The 15,795-nt window shown below is 69.7% G+C and carries 13 protein-coding genes; 5 read left to right on the top strand and 8 right to left on the bottom strand.

Features of this window, described 5'->3' with window-relative positions:
* Window positions 1–217: 217 nt before the first annotated feature.
* The 6 genes from uvrB to egtB all read right to left on the bottom strand — a co-directional run bounded on the left by uvrB (window position 218) and on the right by egtB (window position 8,205).
* A complete protein-coding gene (gene uvrB / locus PKE78_RS09040) occupies window positions 218–2,986 on the bottom strand; it encodes an excinuclease ABC subunit UvrB (protein ID WP_271200540.1) in 2,769 nt (922 codons plus the stop codon).
* Window positions 2,987–3,194: 208 nt separating this feature from the next.
* Complete coding sequence (locus PKE78_RS09035; RefSeq protein WP_271200539.1) at window positions 3,195–3,932, bottom strand: hypothetical protein; 738 nt, start codon at window positions 3,930–3,932, stop codon at window positions 3,195–3,197.
* A gap of 23 nt (window positions 3,933–3,955) precedes the next feature.
* A complete protein-coding gene (locus tag PKE78_RS09030; RefSeq protein ID WP_271200538.1) occupies window positions 3,956–4,471 on the bottom strand; it encodes a Panacea domain-containing protein in 516 nt (171 codons plus the stop codon).
* Window positions 4,472–5,425: 954 nt separating this feature from the next.
* Window positions 5,426–5,836 (bottom strand): hypothetical protein, encoded by a 411-nt coding sequence (locus PKE78_RS09025; protein WP_271200537.1) that lies wholly within the window; start codon window positions 5,834–5,836, stop codon window positions 5,426–5,428.
* Between the two features lie 135 nt (window positions 5,837–5,971).
* Entirely contained in the window at window positions 5,972–6,937 is a 966-nt protein-coding gene (gene egtD / locus PKE78_RS09020) for an L-histidine N(alpha)-methyltransferase (RefSeq protein ID WP_271200536.1), read from the bottom strand.
* Window positions 6,937–8,205, bottom strand: coding sequence for an ergothioneine biosynthesis protein EgtB (egtB, locus tag PKE78_RS09015; RefSeq protein WP_271200535.1), 1,269 nt, complete (start codon window positions 8,203–8,205; stop codon window positions 6,937–6,939). Before egtB ends, egtD begins: the two co-directional genes overlap by 1 nt.
* A gap of 182 nt (window positions 8,206–8,387) precedes the next feature.
* On the opposite strand from egtB, the gene PKE78_RS09010 reads away from it, so the two are divergent.
* Window positions 8,388–9,641 (top strand): PQQ-dependent sugar dehydrogenase, encoded by a 1,254-nt coding sequence (locus PKE78_RS09010; protein WP_271200534.1) that lies wholly within the window; start codon window positions 8,388–8,390, stop codon window positions 9,639–9,641.
* On the opposite strand, the gene msrB is transcribed toward PKE78_RS09010, so the two are convergent.
* A complete protein-coding gene (gene msrB, locus PKE78_RS09005) occupies window positions 9,607–10,008 on the bottom strand; it encodes a peptide-methionine (R)-S-oxide reductase MsrB (RefSeq protein ID WP_271200533.1) in 402 nt (133 codons plus the stop codon). The genes PKE78_RS09010 and msrB overlap by 35 nt on opposite strands.
* A gap of 166 nt (window positions 10,009–10,174) precedes the next feature.
* On the opposite strand from msrB, the gene PKE78_RS09000 reads away from it, so the two are divergent.
* From PKE78_RS09000 to murI, 4 genes are all read left to right on the top strand, one after another.
* Entirely contained in the window at window positions 10,175–11,125 is a 951-nt protein-coding gene (locus PKE78_RS09000; RefSeq protein WP_271200532.1) for an ArgK/MeaB family GTPase, read from the top strand.
* Between the two features lie 142 nt (window positions 11,126–11,267).
* Window positions 11,268–12,680, top strand: a complete 1,413-nt coding sequence (locus PKE78_RS08995) for a cell wall hydrolase (protein ID WP_271200531.1) — start codon at window positions 11,268–11,270, stop codon at window positions 12,678–12,680.
* A 21-nt stretch (window positions 12,681–12,701) separates the two neighbouring features.
* Window positions 12,702–13,718: a P1 family peptidase gene (locus PKE78_RS08990; protein WP_271200530.1), complete on the top strand. Its 1,017-nt coding sequence runs from the start codon at window positions 12,702–12,704 to the stop codon at window positions 13,716–13,718.
* A 125-nt stretch (window positions 13,719–13,843) separates the two neighbouring features.
* Complete coding sequence (gene murI / locus PKE78_RS08985; protein ID WP_271200529.1) at window positions 13,844–14,707, top strand: glutamate racemase; 864 nt, start codon at window positions 13,844–13,846, stop codon at window positions 14,705–14,707.
* Window positions 14,708–14,709: 2 nt separating this feature from the next.
* Here the strand turns inward: murI and PKE78_RS08980 are convergent, their stop codons facing one another.
* Window positions 14,710–15,630: a hydrogen peroxide-inducible genes activator gene (locus PKE78_RS08980; RefSeq protein ID WP_271200528.1), complete on the bottom strand. Its 921-nt coding sequence runs from the start codon at window positions 15,628–15,630 to the stop codon at window positions 14,710–14,712.
* Between the last annotated feature and the right edge of the window lie 165 nt (window positions 15,631–15,795).

The following is a 15,795-nucleotide window of genomic DNA, read 5'->3' as shown; positions in this document are numbered from 1 at the left end:
TTCGACGTCGACGATGGGTCCTCCGGTCAAGTCGGAGGACGACGGTGGAGGGTGGCCCGAGCCGCGAGCTCTATCGCCGGACCAGGGCGATGCATGCGGGGCGAGAAGCGCCGCTCCGTCGTTCCGGACGGCCGAAGGCCGATCCGGGACCGTCCTCGATGACGCCGGCGTCGCCTGCGGATACGGAGGCGGTCGCCAAACCGGACGCCCCGTCGGCTCAGCGCCGCTTCGGGCCGCTCCGGCGGCCGCCGGCCCTGAAGTTCGTCGTCATCATGTCGGGCTTCTGCGGCCGGGGCGCGTCGCCGTGGAGCAGCGGCGTGGCGCGGTCGGTGCCGGGGCCCATGTCGTCGAGCGAGGGCTTGGCCACGCGGGACGTGCTCGCCGAAGCTTTGGGCGGCTCGTTGCCCGAACGGCCGTACTTGCGCTCGCCGGCGTAGCCGCCGGTCTGGCGGTCGATCTCGGACTGGCGCGCCAGCGGGTCGTCGGCGAGCAGCAGCTCGGTCGCCTGCAGCCGCTTGATCTCGTCGCGCAGCCGGGCGGCGGTCTCGAACTCCAGGTCGCCGGCGGCCTTGCGCATGCGCGCCTCGAGGTCGGCGAGCGTCGCCTTCATGTTGTGGCCGGCCTTCGGCGCGTCCTCGGAGAAGCCCTTGTCGACGGTGACCCGGTCGCGCTCGTACATCGAGCTCATGACGTCGGAGATGTCGCGCTTGATCGTCTCCGGGGTGATGCCGTTCGCCTCGTTGTAGGCGAGCTGCTTCTCGCGCCGGCGCGCGGTCTCCGCCATGGCGCGCTTCATCGAGCCGGTCTCGTGGTCGGCGTAGAGCACGACCTTGCCGTCGACGTTGCGGGCGGCGCGGCCGATGGTCTGGATCAGCGAGGTTTCCGAGCGCAGGAAGCCTTCCTTGTCGGCGTCGAGGATCGCGACCAGCGCGCATTCCGGAATGTCGAGGCCTTCGCGCAGCAGGTTGATGCCGACCAGCGCGTCGAAGGCGCCGAGGCGCAGGTCGCGGATGATCTCGATCCGCTCCAGCGTGTCGATGTCGGAATGCATGTAGCGCACCCGGACGCCGTGCTCGTGCAGATACTCGGTCAGGTCCTCGGCCATGCGCTTGGTCAGCACGGTGATGAGCGAGCGGTAGCCCTTGGCCGCCACCTCCTTCACCTCGCCCAGCAGGTCGTCGACTTGGCTACGCGCGGGCCGCACGTCGATCATCGGATCGACGAGGCCCGTCGGCCGGATCACCTGCTCGGAAAACACGCCGCCGGTCTGCTCCAGCTCCCAGCCGCCGGGGGTGGCGGAGACATGCACCGTCTGCGGGCGCATGGCGTCCCACTCCTCGAACCGCATGGGCCGGTTGTCCATGCAGGAGGGCAGCCGGAAGCCGTATTCGGCGAGCGTCGCCTTCCGCCGGAAGTCGCCGCGGTACATGCCGCCGATCTGCGGAATGGTGACGTGGCTCTCGTCGGTGAACACCAGCGCGTTGTCGGGCAGGTATTCGAACAGCGTGGGCGGCGGCTCGCCGGGCTTGCGGCCGGTCAGCCAGCGCGAATAGTTCTCGATGCCGGCGCAGCTTCCCGTCGCCTCCATCATCTCGATGTCGAAGGTGCAGCGCTGCTCCAGCCGCTGGGCCTCCAGCAGCCGGCCCATCTTGGTGAGCTCGACCAGCCGGCCCTTCAGCTCCTCCTTGATGCCCTTGATCGCCTGGTTCAGCGTCGGCCGCGGCGTCACGTAGTGCGAGTTGGCGTAGACCTTGACCGCCGCCATCTCCTGGATCTTCGCGCCCGTCAGCGGGTCGAACTCCTGGATGCTCTCGATCTCGTCGCCGAACAGGCCGATGCGCCAGGCCCGGTCCTCGTAATGCGCCGGGAACACCTCGATCGTGTCGCCCCGCACCCGGAACGTGCCGCGGGTGAAGTTCACGTCGGCGCGCTTGTATTGCAGCGCCACCAGATCGGCCATCAGCTGGCGCTGCGCGATCTGCTCGCCCACCCGCAGCGTGAAGGTCATCGAGGTGTAGGTCTCGACCGAGCCGATGCCGTAGATGCAGGAGACCGAGGCGACGATGATGACGTCGTCGCGCTCCAGCAGCGACCGCGTCGCGGAGTGCCGCATGCGGTCGATCTGCTCATTGATCGAGCTCTCCTTCTCGATATAGGTGTCCGACCGCGGCACATAGGCCTCGGGCTGGTAGTAGTCGTAATAGGAGACGAAGTACTCGACCGCGTTCTCGGGGAAGAACGACTTGAACTCGCCGTAGAGCTGCGCCGCCAGCGTCTTGTTGGGCGCGAGGATCAGCGCCGGCCGCTGGGTGTGCTGGATGACCTGCGCCATCGTGAAGGTCTTGCCGCTCCCCGTGACGCCCAGCAGCACCTGGTCGCGCTCCTGCCGGCGGATGCCGTCAACAAGCTCGGCGATCGCGGTGGGCTGGTCGCCCTTGGGCTCGTAAGGGCTGGTCAGCTTGAAGGTCTGGCCGCTCTCCAGCTTCTCCGGCCGGGGCGGGCGATGCGGCGCCCACGGCTTGCCCTTCAGCTCGGGCCGGCCGTTCTGGATCAGGTCCTCCAGCGCCGCGACCGTCGCCGACACGCTCTTGGACGGATCGAAATCCGCCGGCAGCGCGGCGAGGTCGGTCTCGGGCACGGCGCCGAAGCCGCGCGGCGCCTTCTGCGGATCGGGGATGGCGGCGGGAGCAGAGCCCCGCGCCTGCTTGCGCTTGCCCTTTTCGGGAGCGGCCTTGGCGCGCGCCTTCGCCGCCACGGTCCCTCCGGGCACGGCCTCGGCCTGCGGCCCCGCGCTCGCGGCCTTCGCCGTCGCGTCGTCGGCGACCGCCCGCCGCGCCGCGTCCGCCGCCTCCGCCCCGCGCCCGAGCGCGCGCAAAAGCGCGGCGTCGCCGGAGACGTCCGCGAGGTCGACAGGCGTCCCGGCGTCGAAGTCGGCCTGAGGCTGCTCCGAAAAGCCGGGGGAGGGACGGCGCGTGGGCTTTGGCATGGGGGCAATATGGAACGTCTCTCCCGTCATTGCGAGGGGAGAACAGGTGACGAACGCGCCTACCCCGACGGCCCGATCGTGGACACCTTGGTGGTCGAAGAGCGCCTCTGAGCGGAATGCGACGCGAAAGTCGTCGCGCGCCGCCCTTTCGGAACGCTATGTGGCCCGGCCACCGCTACAGTTCACCAGTGTGGCGTCGCCGGAGCAATCAGGCAAACAAATCAGGCTCTCTAGGATCGATTATACGGTAGCCCCTTAAATTAGGCGCTCGTCTTTCGATACCTTCCTCAAGCGCTATCGCAACTCCCCGCACATACTCATGCATCATTAAGTCCAGTTGATCTCGATCATAGACTGTTCGGTCGCGACCTCGAACCGCTTGAAATTCGCGTTGGCCTGACACGCCGGGTCCGGCTGACAAATACTCAAAATCGGCACCAGCAAAATCATCCCGCGCCAAATTAGCGAGAGCGATAGAGCAAGCAAGATCTATCTGCGCTTGATTTGGCCTATATGACATGCGAAAACCTGGAAGAACAACGAAGGCTTCGTCATGAACGACTCGGACCATCGGTGCCTTAATCGCCGCATAGACAGTCTGATCTTTCACGCGACCGAGAGCGACTGCAGAAAAATCGATGCGATAACAGGTTGATATGTTTTCGGCCGCGTAAGGTGCCACTGTTTTAATCGCCTGAACGTTCTGACTTCGACCTTTTGGGTTTCCGCGAGTCATGCAATGAAGAACGGCAGCATCTCGATCGATAGCACCCCGAAATAAATCAAAAAGTGTGTTTATAGCAGGGTTATAATTAAATCCACCGCCGCCCTTCTTAGCGTAAGCTTCAATTAGCCAATTCGCAATTTCTCGAGCGACCGCCTTTGAAGGCGTCTCTCCAAATGAGCGGGCAACGTCCAGCACGTTTAGAAGGAGCAGACTTGACATAGGGCACTCCCAGTCTGGGCACTTCAAGATATAGGCATTCGATGCCCAATACTAGCGAAGTGCGCGAGGATGTCGTCGTTTCGTATGCGCAATGCAATTCTGCCCACAGCTTCTTGAGTGTGCCAGATGCGATGCCAAGGCGACCCAGGCTCATGGGTCATCTCGGAAAGCTGCCACGGTGTAAAATTCGCATACTCTTCAAAGATTGCTGTAACAAACGATGCGTCGGTGTTCAGCAAATCCGATTTTACTCGGATATACTCCCCCGTCTGGAGAACTAATTTATTTGCACGAGACGTAATAGGTGATGGTCCAAATTGTTTGAAAGCGTCCCGAATAACTTTCAATACGGGGCCGTATTGCCAAGCCTCAAAATCATGAGACACCAAAGGCTTTCCGTGAGCAGCCAGGTACCAGCCATGTGCGAAGTAGATTAATTTTAGAAGAGTCACCTGAGTCAAGGCCACGCCTCGGCTGTCCGCGAGGTCGAGGAGAAAATTTGCCACCGCACGGGCATCATAAGGAGCCGTGGAAGCCATAGGCTGTCCTTGACGGGTCAGTTTGCCGGAGTTGGCGCTATTATCGTCTCGGAACGGTACCAAGCAGTTCTTATTAAGGATCTAATCCGACTTAAATCCTATACGCAAGGCTTTGACATTAGGCCATTACCTATATGAAGCGGCGATGGCGTGGACACTTGAGCCACGATGAGCGAGTTCAGGCTCCCGTGCGCACTCAGCTGCACAGCTGACATCCTTATTCCCTATAGCTTCGCGGATCAACGACTTCTCGAGATCGTCGGGCTCTCCGCCGAGATCGTAGGTATTCGTGCGCGGTCACGTGGCGCGACGGAGATGACGTCGTGGGTTGAAGGGGAAAAAATTTTGATATCGGAATATTATCCTTGATATTGTTTTTGTCCTATGAGACGGATGAAACCATCCTGCCCCATTACGGAGGGCGTGTCCGGACCGGCCGGCCATGCGGCGACAGGGGCGGCGCCTGCGGGTTCGGCTCTACCGGAAGCCGGGCCCCCGGGACGTCGGACGGGACGCGCGGCGCGCGACGCCGCTCTGGGGGAGGTTCAAAACCCTCGGACGGAGGTTCGCGCCGGGCGTCAGCGACCCGCCCTGCACTGTGACCGGGCCGCGCCCATGCAGAGGCCGCCAGAGGCTCCATGACGCCGGAGACGCGCTCGCAATCATGCCCGCGCCTTCGCGTCGGGTATCCACGACTTGAGGGTGGCGTCGAGCGTGGGCGGCGGATCGAAGGAAGGCGTGCGCGCCCGTAAGGGCGGTCATGACGGGAGAGGACGGCCCGGCGCGCATCACAACCTCAACCGTCATGGCCGGGCTTGACCCGGCCATCCATCCAAAGCCGGCGCGTCCGCGCCGGAGATGGATCCTCCGGTCAAGCCGGAGGATGACGGCGGAAAGGCGGCGCCGGGAGGACGACGTCGGAGCAGACGAGGCTGGGCGGCGAAGCGGAAAAGACTACTTCGGCGGAGCGGCGTCCTTGGGCTTGAACTTGTCGCATTCCTGGCCTAGCAGGCTGTCGGCCTTTTGCAGCGCGACGTTGAAGGTGCGGGACTTCTCCGGCGAGAACATCGCGCGCTGGGCCTTCGCCTTGTCCACCTCGCCCATCATGTAGTCGTAGAACACCTGCCGCTCGGCGATGTCGTTGATGTGGACGTTGGCGACGCCGACGACGCAGCCGCAGAGCTCTTTCGGGACCTTGGCGCTGCAGGCGGCGACGTATTTGGCGTCGATCTCGGCGGACTGCTCCGGGTTGGCGGCGCGCTGCGGCCCTTCCGCCGAGGGCGCGCCCTGCGCCAGCGCGGCGCTCGCGGCGCAAGCGAGCAGCGCCAGGGCTGCGAACGGGCGGACGATACGCGTGGCGGACATGAAACAACCCTCTCCTCGTCGGGCGCCGCGTGCGTCGCGCGGCCGCTCCTTCTTATAAGCCGCTTACGTTTGCCACGCCGCGTGCGGATCAGCCACCCCCTCCCGAAGTCGGATGGGGGCGGCCGGAGAAGGAGCTCAGACGAGCCCGGCGACGGCGAAGGCCTCGTCGGCGTCGGTCCAGACCTCGCCGAGGTCCCAGCCGGCGGCGGCGGCGAGGCGCCCGAAGCCCTCGACCGTGTGCTTGCGCGAGCTTTCGGTGTGGATGGTCTCGCCGGCGCGGAAGCGGAAGATCTCGCCGTCGAGCCGGATCTCCTGCGCCGATGTCGCGACGAGATGCATCTCGACCGCGCTTTCGGCCGCGTTCCAGCGCGCCTCATGCGCGAAGCCGTCGAGGTCCGCCTCGGCGCCGAGCTCGCGGACCACGCGGGCGAGCAGGTTGAGGTTGAAGGCGGCCGTCACGCCGGCCGCGTCGTCATAGGCCGCAAGAAGGGTCTCGAGGTCCTTCACGAGGTCGACGCCGACGATGGCGCGGCCGGCCTCGCCGGCGTCCGTTCCGTCCACATGGCCGCGCATGCGGTCGAGGAAGGCGACCGCCTCGTGCGGCGTGAGGTTGCCGATGGTGGAGCCGGGAAAGAAGCCGACCCGCCGGTTCAGCGCCGGCAGCCCGCGCGGCAGCTCGAAGTCGGCGGTGAAATCGGCGACCACCGGGCGGATCTCGAGCCAGGGGAACCGGCTTTCGACGCGGGCGGCCGCGGCGAGCAGGAAGTCGCCGGCGATGTCGACCGGCGCGTAGACCGCGGGCTCGGCGAGGGCCGCGATAAGGATCTCGGTCTTCAGGCTCGCGCCGGCGCCGTATTCGATCAGGGTGACGCGCGGCCCGCAGAAGGCGGCCATCGCCTCAGCCTGCTCCATCAGGATGCTGGTCTCGGTCCGGGTCGGATAGTATTCCGGCAGCCGCGTGATCGCCTCGAACAGCTCGGAGCCGCGGTCGTCGTAGAGCCAGCGGCTCGGCAGCGTCCTGGTCGGGCGGGACAGGCCCTCGATCACGTCGGCGCGGAAGGCCTCGCGCTGGGCGGCGGCGGGGTTCGGTCTGTCGAGCATCAGGCGTCCTCGGCGAGGCGCAGTCCGGAGAACTGCCACCGCTTGTCGGGCTGGAAGAAGTTGCGATAGCTCGCCCGGGCGTGGCCGGGCGGGGTGGCGAGCGAGGAGCCGCGCAGCACGAACTGGCCGCACATGAACTTGCCGTTGTATTCGCCGACGGCGCCCTCGGCCTTGGCGAAGCGCGGGTAGGGCGTGAACGGACTGCGGGTCCATTGCCAGACCTCGCCAAACATCTGCTTGAGGCCGGGCGCGTCCTCCGCCGGCTTCGGCCGCAGCCGCGCGTCGGGCGTCTGGGGCGGCAGCGCGCCGAGGCTGGTCGCCGCGTGCTCCCATTCCGCCTCGGTGGGGAGGCGCGCGCCCGCCCATGCCGCGAAGGCGTCGGCCTCGAAATAGCTGACATGGGCGACCGGCGCCGCCGGATCGAGCGGCTGCAGGCCGTTCAGCGTCATGCTCCACCAGAGGCCGTCGCGCTCCAGCCAGTAGAGCGGGTGCGCCCAGCCTTCGGCGTTGACCTGCGCCCAGCCCTCAGACAGCCAGAGCAGCGGGTCGCGGTAGCCGCCGGCCTCGACGAAGGCGAGCCACTCGGCGTTGGTGACGAGCCGGTCGGAGAGCCGGAACGGTTCGATCAGCGTCCGGTGGCGCGGACCCTCGCAGTCGTAGCCGAAGCCGGCGCCGTCATGGCCGATCTCGACGATCCCGCCCTCGAAGCCGATCCAGGCGGCCTCCGGCGCCTCATGGCCGACCGCGGCCGGCGCCGGCTCGCGATAGGCCGGATGAAGCGGGTTCTGGGCGAAGAGATGCAGGATGTCGGTGAGCAAGAGCTCCTGGTGCTGCTGTTCGTGGTGGCAGCCGAGCTCCACCATCTCCTCCGCCTCCGGGGACGCGCCCGCGGCCAGCAGGCGCTCGATCGCGGCGTCCACATGGGCGCGATAGGCCATGATCTCGTCGAGCGACGGGCGGGTGATCATGCCGCGCCGCGGTCGCGGCTGGCGCGGGCCGAGGGTCTCGTAATAGGAGTTGAAGAGGTAGCTGAAGCTCGGCGAATAGGGCGCGTAGCCGGGCGCGAAACGCTCCAGCACCATCGCCTCGAAGAACCAGGTCGTGTGCGCGAGGTGCCATTTCGCGGGGCTCGCGTCGGGCATCGACTGCACCGTCGCGTCGGCGTCGCCGAGCGGGGCGGCGAGATGGGCGCTGTGCGCGCGGACCGAGGCGAACAGCGCGAGCGCCGGGCTGGGCGCGGGGACGGCGCGCGCGAGTGTCGGATTCATGCAGCGTCCTTTCGGGCAGGCGGCGACGCGTCGGCGACGTCGTACGTCAACGAACGACGGCGGCCGGCGTTCCCGGGTTCCGCGCGTCGCTCGACCTTCGGCGGCTTGGCGACGCGCAGGGTCGGCCTTAGCTTCAGCGCACGTTTCGCGCGCCGACGCGGTCGAGGCGCCGGGGTCGGTCCATGCCACGTGTCTTTCCGAGAGCGCTCTTCGCTGCGATCGCCGCCGCCCTGATCGGCGGGACGGCGCTCGCCGCGACGGCGACCGAGGACTTCTGGTCGATCGGGCGTCCCGGAAGCGAGGCCGCGCGTCGGATGGCGCCGGTCGCGGCCTTTCCCGCCCCGACGCCGGCCGAGGAGCTTCCGACGCCGCGGCTGCGCGCCCCGCCCGGCTTCAAGGTGGAGACCTTCGCGAGCGACGTGCTGGACGCGCGCATGATCCGCGAGGGCGACCGCGGCACGATCTTCGTGTCGAGCCTGTTCGTGGCGAACCGGGTCTACGCGCTGGCGCCGAAGCCGGGCGGCGGCCGCGAGCTCAAGGTGGCGCTCGACGACACGCCGCTGCCGAACGGGATCGAGTTCCACGACGGCGCGCTCTATGTGGCGACGCCGCAGCGGATCCTGCGCTTCGACCGCATCGAGGATCGCCTCGACGACCCCGGACCGCCGACGGTGATTTACGACCGCTTTCCTCCCGGCGGCCAGCACAGCTGGAAGTCGCTGCGGGTCGGGCCGGACGGCAAGCTCTACGTCTCGGTCAACGCGCCCTGCAACGCCTGCGCCCCCGGCCCGGAGCAGGGCCGGATCATCCGCATGAACCTCGACGGCTCCGGCGTCGAGACGGTCGCGGACGGCGTGCGCACCAGCGTCGGCTTCGACTTCGACCCCGTGACGGGCGATCTCTGGTTCACGGACAACCAGCGCGACTGGCTGTCGGAGGACATGCCCTCCGACGAGCTGAACCACGTCACGAAGCCGGGCCAGCACTTCGGCTTCCCCTACTGCCACTCCGGGATCATGACCGACCCCGAGCTCGGCTGGGGCCGCTCCTGCGACGAGTTCAGCCGTCCGGCGGCGCTGCTCGGGCCGCACATGGCGCCGCTCGGCATGCGGTTCTACCAGGGGCGGATGTTCCCGCCGGCCTATGCGCACGCGATCTTCGTCGCCCGGCACGGGCCGTGGAACCGCACCCGCAAGGACGCGGACGTCGCCGTGGCGCTGCGCGACGCCCGCGGCCGGGTGATCAGCGTGGAGCCGTTCCTGACCGGCTTCGTGCAGGACAACGAGTATGTCGGGCGCCCCGTCGACATCCACGTCATGAAGGACGGCTCGCTGCTGGTCTCCGACGACCACAACGGCGCGATCTACCGGGTGAGCTATGTCGGCCCCGAGCCGGCCGCGGTCACTCCGGCTGGAAGTTCAGCGCCACGCCGTTGATGCAGTAGCGGAGGCCGGTCGGCGGCGGGCCGTCCGGGAACACGTGGCCCATGTGGCTGCCGCAGCGCGCGCAGTGCACCTCGGTGCGCACCATGCCGTAGGCGCGGTCGACGGTCTCGCCCAACGCGCCCTCGAGCGGCGCGTCGAAGCTCGGCCAGCCGGTGCCGCTCTCGAACTTGTCGCCCGAGCGGAACAGCGGCTGCCCGCAGCCGGCGCATTCGAACACGCCGGCGCGCTTCTCGCGTAAGAGCGCGCAGGAGCCGGGGCGCTCGGTGCCGTGCCGGCGCATGACCTGGTACTGCTCCGGGCTGAGCAGCGCGCGCCACTCCGCGTCCGTGCGGGTGACCTCGTAGGTTTCGTCGAGCATGGGGGGCCTTTCGGGCTTCCGCGGGTTCGTGTCGATGTAGGTTACGCGGCGCGCCGCCGCCACGTTACGGGTGGCGGGAGACGTGACTTAAGGCGCGTCGCGTCGCGGCGGAAATCGTGCGAGACGGAGGCCGAGCTTCATCCTTCCCGCAGGTGTCCCGGTCCTCGTGAGCACGCCTTCCTTCCCCGATCTCGCCTCGCTCAGGACCTCCGGCAAGGCCGGCCTCGCCCGCGCTCTGGCGCGGCTCGAACGTTCCGCGGGCACGGAGGAGGCGGCGGCGCTGCTCGACGCGGCGGAAGCCGAACCGAAGGGCGACGTGCTCGGGCTCACCGGCCCGCCCGGCGTCGGCAAGTCGACCCTGACCGGCGCGCTGGTGCGGGCGTTCCGCGGCCGCGGCATGAGCGTCGGGGTGATCGCGGTCGATCCGTCGTCGATGCGCTCCGGCGGCGCGTTGCTCGGCGACCGCGCCCGCATCCCGACCGATCCGGACGACCGCGACGTGTTCGTGCGCTCGCTCGCGGCGCGCGACCGGCTCGGCGGCCTGTCGGACCTCGCCTTCGGCGGCGTGCTGCTGCTGCGCGCCCTGTTCGACCGGGTCATCGTCGAGACCGTCGGCGTCGGCCAGTCCGAGGCCGACGTGGCGTTGGTCGCCGACACGATCCTGCTCGCGGTGCAGCCGGCGTCCGGCGACGCGCTGCAGTTCATCAAGGCCGGCGTCATGGAGCTGCCGGACGTGGTCGCCGTGACCAAGGCCGATCTCGGCGCGCCGGCGTTCCGGGCGCGCGACGACCTCGAATCCGCGCTAACGCTCGCGAGCCCCGGCCGGGACGCCTGGCGAGCGCCGGTGACCCTGGTGTCATCCGAGACCGGCGAGGGGCTCGACAGCCTCGTGGCCCTGATCGAGGAGCACGCGGCCTTCCTGCGCGAGGGCGACCGGCGGGCGCAGCGCCGCGCGGCGCAGAGCGAGGCGCGTCTGAAGGCGGCGCTGAAGGGACGGTTCGGAACCGCCGGCCTCGCGGCCGCAGGGCCCATCCTGGCCGGGCTCTCCGGCGGCCCCGCCATGCGCGAGGCGAAGGCTGCCGCCGAGCTGTCCGCCCGGCTCGCGGGCCCGCGTTAACCGCTCCTCAAGGTTAAAACGCGACAACCATACCTGTGTGTGGATCTGACCACGCCGGGACGGCCGTTCGCGCGCCGCTCCGGCTGGCGCGTTCAGGGTGGCGTCGATGGTGCGAGCGGGACAGACGAAGCGCTCCGGTTCCGTGCGCCGCCCGTCCCGCCGCCTGCGCCTGCGCCCCTCGCTGCTGCGCCTCGCGCTCGCCGGGACCGCGCTCGTGTTCGCGACCACCTCGATCGCGCGCCAGGACGCGCTCAGCCTGATCGACGGCCGCGATGGCCGCGACGGCCGCAGCCGGGGCGAGGGCGCCTTCCTCGTGGTCGAGCCGCTCGGCGGCCTCGACGTCGTGTCGCTCGAGGCGGCGGACCTGTTCGGCGCCGGCCACGGTCCGGGCTTCGCGCTGAGCGCGCGCGGCGCCGGCGACAATCTCGTGCTGATGGAGCGGGCGGACCCGGCTCCTGACCCCGCGGCGCTCGACCCGTTCGTCGACCGGACGACCAAGGGCGACCTGCAGCCGATCCATGCCGTGAAGCCGTTCCAACTCGACGCCGCGCCGCGCCGCGCGGCGCCGGACGCGCTCGCCACCCTGCCGGCGCTCGGCGACCTGATGCGGCCCGACCGGCGCGGCGCGCTCGCGACGCTGCCGCAGATGGGCGACGTGGCGCGCACCGTTCCGTCCGACGGCGCGCTCGCCTTCGATCTTCCGTCGCCGGAGCCGGCCAAGGCGCCTTCGAAGGCGGCCGAGGCCGCGCCGCAGGAGGGGGCGCTCGCCGACAGCGCCTACGCCGACGCGGCCGCGTCCGAAGAGGCGGCCGTCACCCGCCTCGCCATGACGCCGCGCGAGTCCGGCGCCAACCACGACGGCTCGACCCCGTCCGTGCTTTACCTCGCCGGCGGCCGCATGCCGGTCACGACCACGCCCACCGCGGAGACCCCGCTCGCCGTCGCGGCGCTTCCGGTGGCGCCGCACCAGGCCGGAGCCACGCCCGCGACCGGCGCGGTCACGCAGGTCGCCTTCACGCCCGCGACCGACGCCGCGCCGGGCGGCGCGACGACGGCGCTGCGCGGCGACATCGAGGGCGCCGGCCGCATCGAGACCCGGCTGTCGCGCCGGCTGTTCATCCCCGAGGATCAACTCCCCCGCGCCGAGCAGTGCCTCGCCGAGGCGATCTATTTCGAGGCGCGCGGCGAGCCGGTCACCGGCCAGTACGCGGTGGCGCAGGTCGTCATGAACCGGGTGCGATCGGGCTACTATCCCGACACGATCTGCGGCGTCGTCTACCAGAACAAGCACCGGCGCAACGCGTGCCAGTTCTCCTTCGCCTGCGACCGCATCCCGGACCGCGTGAACAACGCCCGCGCCTGGGAGATCGCCGAGCGCGTCGCCCGCGACGTGACGCAGGGCGGCGCCTGGCTGCCCGAGGTCGGCGACGCGACGCATTACCACGCGACCTATGTCCGTCCGCGCTGGATCCGCGACATGGTCAAGCTCGACGCGATCGGCCTCCACATCTTCTACCGCGTGCGCTGGCACACGCCGCCGGAGGACGCCGCCTGACGGCGTGCTAGGCTTCGCGGCATGACGTCTGCGCTGATCCCAGGTCCCCTCAACGCGGTCACCGACGTGGCCGGCCTGCGCGTCGGACACGCCGACGACGCGGCGCTCGCCTCCGGCGTCACGGTCGTGCTGTTCGACCAGCCTGCGATCGCCTCCGTCGACGTCCGCGGCGGCGGCCCGGGCGTGCGCGAGACCGAGCTGCTGGCGCCCGAGCGCACGGTCCAGCGCATCGACGCGCTGTGCCTTTCGGGCGGCTCGGTGTTCGGCCTCGACGCGGCGTCCGGCGTGACGGCGGCGCTCGCCGAAGCCGGCCGCGGCTTTCAAGTGGGCGCGGCGCGCGCGCCGATCGTGCCGGCCGCGATCCTGTTCGACCTGCTGAACGGCGGCGACAAGGCCTGGGGCCGCTACCCTCCTTATCGCGAGCTCGGCTTCGCCGCGACGGAGGCGGCCGAGACCCGCTTCGCGCTCGGCTCCGTCGGCGCCGGCCTCGGCGCGCGGACAGCGACGCTGAAGGGCGGCGTCGGAACCGCGTCGAGCGTCATCGGCGATCTCGGCGTGACCGTGGGCGCGCTCGTGGCGGTCAACGCGCTGGGATCGGCGACCGTCGGCGACGCGCCCGAATTCTGGGCGGCGCCGTTCGAGATCGGGGCGGAGTTCGGCGGGCTTGGGCTCCCGCGGATCACGCCGCCGGAAGCGTGGTTTCCGCCCGCGAAACCGCAGGCCGGCGCGCACACCACGCTGGCCTTCGTGGCGACGGACGCCGTTCTGACGAAGACCGAGGTGCGGACCCTCGCGGTGATGGCGCAGGACGGGCTCGCCCGCGCGCTGGTTCCGGTGCACACGCCGCTCGACGGCGACGTGGTGTTCGCGGCCTCGACCGAGCGGGTCGGGCTCGGTGGGGACCGCGTCGCGGCGCTCGCGACGATCGGCCATGTCGCCGCGATGACGCTCGCCCGCGCGGTCGCCCGCGGGGTCTACGAGGCGACGCCGCTGCCGTTTCCGGGCGCGCAGCCCGGCTGGCGCGGGCGGTTCGGCTGACCTCACGCCGTCGCCGCCGCGGCGCGGCCCGCGACAAAGCGCGGCTTCGACCGGGCTTCGCCACGATTCGGTAACTATCCCGGCGCTTCAATCGGGCGAGTGGCATTGAACGGTCGCGGCGCGGGATGGGCGTGGATCTGTTTGCGGGATTGTCGAGCGCGACGTTGGCGCCGCTCGGCCGGGCTCCGAAAATTCTGGCGTTCGATTCGGGGCTCGGCGGCCTGACGGTGCTCGCCGCGCTGCGCGCCGCGCTGCCGGGCGCGGCTTACGTCTACGCTGCGGACGACGCCGCGTTTCCCTATGGCGCGCTGGACGATGTGCGGCTCGCCGAGCGCGTCGTCGCGGTGATGGAGCGCCTGATCGCGCGCGCGGCGCCCGATCTCGTCGTCGTCGCCTGCAACACGGCGTCCACGATCGCGCTGCCGAGCCTGCGCGCCCGGTTCCGGACGCCATTCGTCGGCACGGTGCCGGCGGTGAAGCCCGCGGTCGCCGCCAGCCGGTCCGGCCTCGTGACGATCCTCGCCACGCCCGGAACCGTCCGCCGCGAGCACACCAAGGCGATGATCGAGGCCTTCGCGGGCGACGTGGCGGTGACGCTCGTCGGCGCGCCGCGGCTCGCCGGCTTCGCCGAGGCGGAGCTTCGCGGCGAGCCGGTGGACGACGCCACGCTCGCGGCCGAGATCGCGCCCTGCTTCGTGGAGGCGGGCGGGCGGCGCACCGACGTGGTGGCGCTGGCCTGCACGCATTTCCCGTTGCTCGCGCATCGGCTCGCGCGCGTCGCGCCGTGGCCGGTGGCGTGGATCGACCCCGCGCCTGCGATCGCGCGCCGGGTGGCCGCGCTCGTCGGGCCGTTCCCGGACGCGGCCCCGAGCGGCGCGACGGCGCTGTTCACCTCCGACCGTCCGCTCGCGCCGGAGCTCGTCGCGGCGCTGGCCGCGCGCGGCCTCGACGACGTCGGGCGCGAGCTGCTTCCGCTTAGCCGGGCGTAAGATCAGGCCGCCGCGCCGGACGGGCGCAGCGCGGCTGCGGAGGCGCGCACCACGTCCGCGATCTGGAGCAGCTGCTGGGCGAGGGGGCTCGTCCGGCGCCAGACCATGCCGATGGTGCGGGAGGGCGGCGGCGTCCGGAAGCGCGCCACCGAGACCGACGCCGAGCGAGTCTCGACCGCAACCGCCATCTCGGGAACCAGCGTCACGCCGAGCCCCGCCTCCACCATCTGCACGAGCGTCGACAGCGAGCTCGCGTCCAGCAGGTCGCGCGGCTGCGCCGCATGCGGGCTCCTGTTGCAGAACGACAGCGCCTGATCGCGGAAGCAGTGCCCTTCCTCGAGCAGCAGCAGCCTCATCTCCTTGAGCGCCTCGCGGTTCGGCACCGGCTTTCCCTCGTCCCTGCGGGGACGGACCAGGACGAAATCCTCGGTGAACAGCGATGCCTCGACCAGCGACGGCTCCGACACCGGCAGGGCGACGATCGCCATGTCGAGCCGTCCCTCGTTCAGCTCCTGGACGAGACGCGGCGTCAGCGTCTCGCGCACGTGCAGGTCGAGGCCTTCGTAGAGCCGGGTGAGCTCCGCGATCAGACCCGGCAGCAGGTAGGGGGCGATGGTCGGTATGACGCCGATCCGCAGCCGGCCGACCAAGCCGCCGCGGGAGGCGCGGGCGTAGCCCTCCAGCTCGTCGAGCGAGCGCATGATCTCGCGCGCGCGGCGGGCGATCTCCTCGCCGAAGCTCGTCAGGCGGATCTGGCGCCGGTCCCGCTCGAACAGCGCCGCGCCGAGCTCCTCCTCCAGCGCCTTGATCTGCATCGACAAAGCCGGCTGCGAGATCGCGCAGGCTTCGGCCGCGCGTCCGAAATGACCGTGCCGCGCCAGCGCCTCGAAATAGCGGAACTGCTTGAACGTCAGGTTCGTCATAAGTTCAGCTTATCGTCACAATCAGGAAATCGGAATTAATATAATGAAACGGCCCTGCTAAAAGGCTCGCGGGACAAGGACGAGCGACCAGCCCCCGCCGGATGGCGGAGCGGGTCGCCCGCCGATCGGCGCACTGCGGCGCGCCCAGCCAGAACCGGAGAAGAC

This window comes from Methylopila turkensis, assembly GCF_027922325.1.
In the GTDB taxonomy this organism is placed as follows: Bacteria; Pseudomonadota; Alphaproteobacteria; order Rhizobiales; family Methylopilaceae; genus Methylopila; species Methylopila turkensis.
This window is presented reverse-complemented; position numbering and strand designations above follow the sequence as displayed.

Bases quoted from the DNA above. Each gene is read 5' to 3' on its own strand.
- uvrB (WP_271200540.1), bottom strand. From the start codon at position 2,986: ATGCCAAAGCCCACGCGCCGTCCCTCCCCCGGCTTTTCGGAGCAGCCT.
- PKE78_RS09010 (WP_271200534.1), top strand. From the start codon at position 8,388: ATGCCACGTGTCTTTCCGAGAGCGCTCTTCGCTGCGATCGCCGCCGCC.
- murI (WP_271200529.1), top strand. From the start codon at position 13,844: ATGGGCGTGGATCTGTTTGCGGGATTGTCGAGCGCGACGTTGGCGCCG.
- PKE78_RS09025 (WP_271200537.1), bottom strand. From the start codon at position 5,836: ATGTCCGCCACGCGTATCGTCCGCCCGTTCGCAGCCCTGGCGCTGCTC.
- PKE78_RS09035 (WP_271200539.1), bottom strand. From the start codon at position 3,932: ATGTCAAGTCTGCTCCTTCTAAACGTGCTGGACGTTGCCCGCTCATTT.
- PKE78_RS08980 (WP_271200528.1), bottom strand. From the start codon at position 15,630: ATGACGAACCTGACGTTCAAGCAGTTCCGCTATTTCGAGGCGCTGGCG.
- egtB (WP_271200535.1), bottom strand. From the start codon at position 8,205: ATGAATCCGACACTCGCGCGCGCCGTCCCCGCGCCCAGCCCGGCGCTC.
- msrB (WP_271200533.1), bottom strand. From the start codon at position 10,008: ATGCTCGACGAAACCTACGAGGTCACCCGCACGGACGCGGAGTGGCGC.
- PKE78_RS08990 (WP_271200530.1), top strand. From the start codon at position 12,702: ATGACGTCTGCGCTGATCCCAGGTCCCCTCAACGCGGTCACCGACGTG.
- PKE78_RS09030 (WP_271200538.1), bottom strand. From the start codon at position 4,471: ATGGCTTCCACGGCTCCTTATGATGCCCGTGCGGTGGCAAATTTTCTC.
- egtD (WP_271200536.1), bottom strand. From the start codon at position 6,937: ATGCTCGACAGACCGAACCCCGCCGCCGCCCAGCGCGAGGCCTTCCGC.